The 8592-nt window shown below is 59.6% G+C and carries 1 protein-coding gene; it reads left to right on the top strand.

All coding sequences use genetic code 11. The features are described from left to right. The coding region (locus ACK59L_RS10575; RefSeq protein WP_409273470.1) for an immunoglobulin-like domain-containing protein at window positions 1-8494 on the top strand (8494 nt) is incomplete at its 5' end. Window positions 8495-8592: the final 98 nt, after the last annotated feature.

Below are 8592 nucleotides of genomic sequence, written 5' to 3'. Positions count from 1 at the left end.
GGCCCTGGCCAACGACCTGGTCGTGACCCTGAGCAACAACGCTCAAGTCACTATCAAGGCCGGTCAGACTGCTGTTTCCTACGAACACGCAGCGCAGGGCGACGACGTTTACAAAGACTCCGGCGAAATCAGCCTGGGTATCAAGTCGGCAGCCGACGCTGGCGGCCGCACGTTCGAAAATCTGCAGTTGGGCAACGATGCCTCGGTCAAAGTGACTGACACCATCGACGAAGTTGTAGCCAAGCTCACCGCTACCGACTCGGTCACCGAAGGCGGTCAGATCACTTACACCGTGACCCTGACCAACAAAGACGGCCTGCCAATCGACAAGCACGGCGCGCTGACCTTCGCCCTGGACGATGGCAAAACTGTCATCACCATCCCAGCCAACGGTACAACCGGTTCGGTCACCGTCACAGCGCCTGACAACGTCTATGTCGGTGCGAATGACCCGGTCGTCAAATCGATCGCCTCCGTTGCCGGCGCAGATGTTGGCAAGTTCGAGCAGCTGACGCTCGACAAAACGCCTGTCACCACCCAGGTTACCGACGAGCCAGGCTCGGGAGTCCCTGGCACTGGCAACCAGGGCGACCTGGTCCACGTGACCATCACGGCCGACCAGACCTCTGTCGCCGAGAACGTCAAGCCGACGTTCACTGTGCACGTGAATACCGCACTGGCCAATGATCTGGTCGTGACCCTGAGCAACAACGAGAAGGTCACTATCAAGGCCGGCGAAACCAGCGCCCAATACACCCACGCAGCGCAAGGCGACGACGTTTATAAAGACTCGGGTGAAATCAGCCTGGGCATCAAGTCGGCAGCCGACGCGGCTGGTCGCACCTTCGAGAACTTGCAACTGGGTAACGAGGCGTCGGTCAAAGTCACCGACACCATCGACGAAGTAGTCGCGAAACTGACTGCGACCGACTCCGTGGCCGAAGGCGGTCAAATCACCTACACCGTGACCCTGACCAACAAGGACGGCCTGCCAATCGACAAGCACGGCGCGCTGACCTTCACCCTGGACGATGGCAAAACCACCATCACCATCCCGGCCAATGGTACGACCGGCTCGGTCACCGTCATCGCACCTGACAACGTCTACATCGGCGCCAACGACCCGGTCGTCAAGTCGATCGCGGCGGTCAGCGGTCCGGATGTCTGGAAATTCGAGCAGCTGACCTTGGACAAGACCCCGGTCAGCACCGCAGTCACCGACGAGCCAGGCTCGGGTACGCCAGGCAATGACAACCAGGGTGATCTGGTTCTGGTTAACATCGTGGCCAATCAGGTCTCGGTCAACGAGGCCACGCCACCCCTGTTCACCCTGACCCTGAACCGCGTGCTGGACAAGGATCTCACCGTCACCCTGAGCAACAACGCCACAGTTGTGTTCAAGGCCGGCGAGACCAGCAAGTCCTATGTCGCACCTGCCCAGGGTGATGACGTCTTCAAGGACGAAGGCAAGATCCAGATCGGCATCGTCAAGGCCGAAGTGCCGAACGCTACCTTCGAGAACCTGGTGCTAGGCGCACCTGCATCGGTCGATGTCACCGACACCATCAGCAAAGTCACGGCTGTGCTGGCTGTGGATAACACCTCGGTCGTCGAAGGCGGGAAGATCACCTACACCGTGACCTTGATCAGCGAAGACAGCGACCTGCCGGTGACTGGCCACGGCGGCGTGACCGTTACCTTGACCGGTGGCACCCAGGTGTTCATCGCCGCTGGCTCTGCCACGGGTACCGTCACCATCAATGCGCCAGATGACGTGTACGTGGGCGGCCAGCCTGCGGTCACCAAGTCGATTACCGACATCACGGTCGCAGGCGCCAAGCAATTCGAAAACCTGGTGGCGGACAAGTCGCCGGTCACCACCACCGTGCACGACGAACCTGCCGGCCAGGGCGACCTGGTGCAGGTCAATATCGTCGCTAACCAGGTGTCGGTGAACGAAGCCACGGCACCGACCTTCACCCTGAGCCTGAACCGTGCACTGGACAAGGACCTGACCGTCACCCTGAGCAACAACGCTACCGTTGTGTTCAAGGCTGGCGAGATGACCAAGACCTACACCGCCGCTGCGCAGGGCGATGACGTGTTCAAGGACGAAGGCAAGATCGAGGTCGGCATCGTCAAGGCAGAGGTGCCGAACGCCACCTTCGAGAACCTGGTCATTGGCGGCCCGGCTTCGGTCAACGTTACCGACACGATCAGCAAGGTTACTGCGGTACTGGCTGTGGATAACACCACCGTGACCGAAGGCGGCAAGATCACCTACACCGTGACCTTGGTCAGCGAAGACAACAACCTGCCAGTGACCGGCCATGGTGGCGTGACCGTCACCCTGACCGGTGGCACGCAGGTGTTCATTGCCGCCGGGTCTGCCAGCGGTAGCGTCAGCATCAATGCACCGGATGACGTATACGTCGGCGGCCAGCCTGCAATCACCAAGGCCATCACGGATATCACTGTCGCCGGTGACAAGCAGTTCGAGAACCTGGTGGCCAACAAGTCGCCAGTGACCACCACCGTGACGGACGAACCTGCTGGCCAGGGCGACCTGGTGCAGGTGAACATCGTTGCGGATCAAGCGTCGGTCAACGAAGCCACGGCCCCAACCTTCACCCTGAGCCTGAACCGTGCGCTGGACAAGGACCTGACCGTCACCCTGAGCAACAACGCTACCGTTGTGTTCAAGGCTGGCGAGATGACCAAGACCTACACCGCTGCGGCGCAGGGCGATGACGTGTTCAAGGACGAGGGCAAGCTGGAGATCGGCATTGCCAAGGCCGAGGTGCCGAACGCCAAGTTCGAGAACCTGGTGCTGGGCGCCCCTGCCTCGGTCAACATCACCGACACCATCAGCAAGGTCACCGCTGTGCTGGCTGTGGATAACACCACTGTGGCTGAAGGCGGCAAGATCACCTACACCGTGACCTTGGTCAGTGAAGACAACAACCTGCCGGTCACCGGCCATGGTGGCGTGACCGTCACCCTGACCGGTGGCACGCAGGTGTTCATCGCCGCCGGGTCTGCCAGCGGCACCGTCAGCATCAATGCGCCGGACGACGTGTACGTCGGCGGCCAGCCTGCCATCACCAAGGCCATCACGGATATCACCGTCGCCGGTGACAAGCAGTTCGAGAACCTGGTGGCCAGCAAGGCGGCAGTCACGACCACCGTCACCGACGAGCCGGCTGGCCAGGGCGACCTGGTGCAGGTGAACATCGTTGCGGATCAAGCGTCGGTCAACGAAGCCACGGCCCCAACCTTCACCCTGAGCCTGAACCGTGCGCTGGACAAGGACCTGACCGTCACCCTGAGCAACAACGCTACCGTTGTGTTCAAGGCTGGCGAGATGACCAAGACCTACACCGCTGCGGCGCAGGGCGATGACGTGTTCAAGGACGAGGGCAAGCTGGAGATCGGCATTGCCAAGGCCGAGGTGCCGAACGCCAAGTTCGAGAACCTGGTGCTGGGCGCCCCTGCCTCGGTCAACATCACCGACACCATCAGCAAGGTCACCGCTGTGCTGGCTGTGGATAACACCACTGTGGCTGAAGGCGGCAAGATCACCTACACCGTGACCTTGGTCAGTGAAGACAACAACCTGCCGGTCACCGGCCATGGTGGCGTGACCGTCACCCTGACCGGTGGCACGCAGGTGTTCATCGCCGCCGGGTCTGCCAGCGGCACCGTCAGCATCAATGCGCCGGACGACGTGTACGTCGGCGGCCAGCCTGCCATCACCAAGGCCATCACGGATATCACCGTCGCCGGTGACAAGCAGTTCGAGAACCTGGTGGCCAGCAAGGCGGCAGTCACGACCACCGTCACCGACGAGCCGGCTGGCCAGGGCGACCTGGTGCAGGTGAACATCGTTGCGGATCAAGCGTCGGTCAACGAAGCCACGGCCCCAACCTTCACCCTGAGCCTGAACCGTGCGCTGGACAAGGACCTGACCGTCACCCTGAGCAACAACGCTACCGTTGTGTTCAAGGCTGGCGAGATGACCAAGACCTACACCGCTGCGGCGCAGGGCGATGACGTGTTCAAGGACGAGGGCAAGCTGGAGATCGGCATTGCCAAGGCCGAGGTGCCGAACGCCAAGTTCGAGAACCTGGTGCTGGGCGCCCCTGCCTCGGTCAACATCACCGACACCATCAGCAAGGTCACCGCTGTGCTGGCTGTGGATAACACCACTGTGGCTGAAGGCGGCAAGATCACCTACACCGTGACCTTGGTCAGTGAAGACAACAACCTGCCGGTCACCGGCCATGGTGGCGTGACCGTCACCCTGACCGGCGGCACCCAGGTGTTCATCGCCGCCGGGTCTGCCAGCGGTACCGTCAGCATCAATGCACCGGATGACGTATACGTCGGCGGTCAGCCTGCAATCACCAAGGCCATCACTGACCTCACCGTCGCCGGTGACAAGCAGTTCGAGAACCTGGTGGCGAGCAAGAACACGGTCACCACGGCGGTGACCGATGAGCCGGCCGGCCAGGGTGACCTGGTACTGGTCAACATCGTGGCCAACCAGGCCTCGGTCAATGAAGCCACGCCGCCTCTGTTCACCCTGACCTTGAACCGTGTGCTGGACAAGGACCTCACCGTCACCCTGAGCAACAACGCCACCGTTGTGTTCAAGGCCGGGGAGACCAGCAAGTCCTACGTCGCGCCAGCTCAGGGTGATGACGTGTTCAAGGACGAGGGCAAGCTGGAGATCGGCATCACCAAGGCCGAAGTACCAAACGCCAAGTTCGAGAACCTGGTGCTGGGCGCGCCTGCCTCGGTCAACATCACTGACACCATCAGCAAGGTCACTGCTGTGCTGGCTGTGGATAACACAACCGTCGTCGAGGGTGGCAAGATCACCTACACCGTGACGCTGGTCAGTGAAGACAGCAGCCTGCCTGTGACAGGCCACGGCGGCGTGACCGTGACCCTGACCGGTGGCACGCAAGTGTTCATTGCCGCGGGTTCCGCAAGCGGTACGGTCAGCATCAACGCGCCGGATGACGTGTACGTCGGTGGCCAGCCTGCCATCACCAAGGCCATCACCGACATCAGCGTTGCCGGTGACAAGCAGTTCGAGAGCCTGGTGGGCAGCAAGACTGCCGTGACCACGACCGTGACCGACGAGCCGAGCGGCCAGGGCGACGTGACCACCGTCGGTATCAGTGGCACCACCTCGCTCACCGAAGGCGAGACGGCACACTACACCCTGACGTTGAGCAACCCGTCCCAGTCCGAAGTCACTGTGACCCTCAGCTACTCGGGCACGGCCAAGAACGGCGAAGACTTCACGGGTGTCACCACCGTGAAAATCCCGGCCAACAGCTCCGGCGTGACCTTCGATGTGCCGACGATCGACGACAAGCTGGTCGAAGGCACCGAGAACTTCACGGTCAAGATCGAAAGCGCCACCGGTGGCAACTTCGAGAACTTGCAGGTAAACGGCAGCAAAGGCAGCGTCACCACCGCCATCCTCGACAACGACAACCTGCCGGTATCTCAAGGCGGTGCCGTGTATGGCGTGGAAGACACCGACTACGTATTCGCCTGGGGTGACTTCAAGGTCACCGACCCGGATGGCAATACCGGTCTGGCCGTGACCATCACCTCGCTGCCGGCTGCAGGCAGCCTCAAGTACTTCAACGGCAGCAGCTGGACCAACGTTACTGTCGGCCAGGTGATCAGCCAGGCCGATATCGCCGCCAGCAAACTGAAGTTCGTGCCGCTGCTCAACCAGTCCGGCGCTGATGGCTACGGTGGCACCGGCGTGGGCAACCAGCAGGCCGACTACGCGCAGTTCAAGTACAAGCCCAACGACGGGACCAACCTGGGTACCGAAACGACCATGAAGGTCGACATCAGCCCTGTGGCAGACATGCCGACGCTGGCCATCGGCAGCGCCGATGTAGTGTCCAAAGGCTTGACCAAGGAAGTGTGGACCACCCTTAAGGACCTGGGCACCAACGGCAATGGCATCACCGGTGATGCACTGAAGACGGTCTTTGCCAACTCCGGCAGCGCCACCTCCAGTGCAACCACCACCAACGTCCAGTCCGACGGCAGCGTGAATGGGGGCAGCGGTTCGAAGACCTCCGGCCTGATCTACCTGGAAGCTGGCAAGACCTACACCTTCAGTGGTACTGCCGACGACAGCTTCCTGGTCAATATCGGTGGCAAGACCGTGGTCACGGCCACGTGGGGCGGCGGCGGCCAGGTGACGGGGTCGTTCACGCCTACGGCGACCGGCTACTACCCGATCGAGGTCTACCATGCCAACCAGTCCGGCCCAGGCAGCTATGACCTGAACATTCAGGTCGGCTCTGGCGGCGTGACGGACCTGAGTAGCTCGAACATCCGCATGTATCAGAACGTGACCGAGATGGCCAACGCTGGCCTGACCGTGTCCGACGTGCACACGGTCAATGGTCAAACCTACTACGATGGCTACAAGCTCAACGAAGGCCCAGAGAACGGTACGGTCAAACTGGTCGGTATCTCGACTGCCCTGACCGATACCGACGGTTCCGAGACGCTGAAAGTGACGTTGGGTGGCTTACCAAAAGGAACGGTGGTAACTGACAGTGCAGGCCATACGGCTACAGTCAGCGATGGGCCGATCAACGTAACAGGGTGGAAACTCAGTGGCTTGACCCTTACCCCCCCTGCCTACTTCAAGGGCTCGTTTGACATAACGGTCACCTCAACTGCTACTGAAAGTCTAGGTGACTCCGCCAGCACCGTGGGCCGTATTCCGGTTACGGTTTATGGCGGCGTTTACAAAGCCAGTGTTGGTACATCGGGCAGCGACGTACTGAATGGCAGTGAAGGTCACGACATCATCGTGGCGGATGTATCTGGCCTGAACGTGGTGGCCGGTAAAAACTACAATATTGCATTCATTGTTGACAGCTCCGGCAGTATGACCGACGACTCAGTGGCTGCTGCGAAGACACAGCTGGAGTCTGTATTCAAGACACTCAAAGCGAGCGTGGGGGCCGACACGTCGGGAACGGTTAATATCTTCCTGGTAGATTTCGATACTCAGGTAAACCAAAACATAGCCGTCAATCTATCGGACGCGGATGCTTTGAGCCAACTTCAGAGTGTTCTGAATTCCATGCAGGGCGGCGACTACGGCGGCGGTACCAATTATGAGGATGCGTTTAAAACTACAGCTAACTTCTTCAAGAGCAAGATGGCGGTGGGCAACACGAACGCTGAGAATCTGACGTACTTCATTACCGATGGTAAGCCGACCTTTTACCAGCGTGGCGAGCAGACCGATGCTCGGCTGTGGACGAATGGCAAAATGCTGGATGAGGTTGTTAATGTTAACAACTACAAGGTTGGTACCACGTTCAGTGAGTGGGCTGACTCAACTCACAAGGTTGATATAAACAGTGCTGGACAACTAAAAGTCACAACGTATGGCTACAATCTTTGGGGTTCACTTGTTGCCATTTCCTCAAACACTATCGGGACAATACATGCCCAAGGGGATGGCACCTACGAGTTGTCCAGTTTGGGCGGTACTGGCAAGAATTCATCCACTAATTGGAGTGATTCGGCCAAAAATACAACTGATAGTTTCATGTTGCTCGGTGGTAGTTCTACCGTACCTGGACTGAGTAAGGTGCAGGCTATTGGATTGAATTCTGAGGTCAGCCTCGCTGATCTCAAGCCGTACGACACGGCGGGCAAACCGCAGATCAATATAGATCCATCCAAACTGGCAAGCGCTATCCTTGGACATACTGAGGCGACGTTGCCTGGTGCCGATACTGTCGACGGTGGGAATGGCAACGACATCATCTTTGGTGACTTGATTACCTTGAACGGTGTCGTCAGCGAGGGCTATCAAGCCTTGCAAACGTATGTCGCCCAGAAAACAGGGGTAGATGCCAGTGCTGTCACGACTAGTAATGTCCACCAATACATCGCTGAGCACTACACCGAGTTCGATATTTCAGGGCCTAATGACGGCAACGACATCCTGTCGGGCGGCAACGGTAACGACATCCTGTTCGGTCAGGGCGGCAATGACATCCTCGATGGCGGCAAAGGCAATGACATCCTGCTGGGTGGCTCGGGCAACGACACCCTCATCGGCGGCCCGGGTAACGACATCCTGATCGGCGGCAGCGGTGCCGATACCTTCGTCTGGAAGGCCGGCGATTATGGCAATGACGTCATCAAGGACTTCAACCGCTCCGAAGGTGACCGCATCGACCTCAAGGACCTGCTGCAAAACGAGAAAGGCAGCACCATCGACAACTACCTCAAGCTGTCGACCGTGGAGGGCACCACGACGCTGCAGGTCAGCAGCGAAGGCAAGCTCAACACCGATGGCGGGCTGGCCAATGCTGACGTCACCATCAAGCTTGAAGGTGTGAACTGGTCCAACCAGACGATCAACTCGTTGATCAGCGGTGCCGACCCGACCATCATCATCCACAACAAAGACAGCTGATGGCCCATCACCGGGGCAACCGTAAAAGGTTGCCCCGGTATGCCTTGACCTGGCGCAACTGCCTGGGCAGGCCTTCCCGCCACGCACTCCCACAGCGC

It is taken from the genome of Pseudomonas sp. KCJK9111, from assembly GCF_046231935.1.
In the GTDB taxonomy this organism is placed as follows: domain Bacteria; phylum Pseudomonadota; class Gammaproteobacteria; order Pseudomonadales; family Pseudomonadaceae; genus Aquipseudomonas; species Aquipseudomonas parafulva_B.
This window is presented reverse-complemented; position numbering and strand designations above follow the sequence as displayed.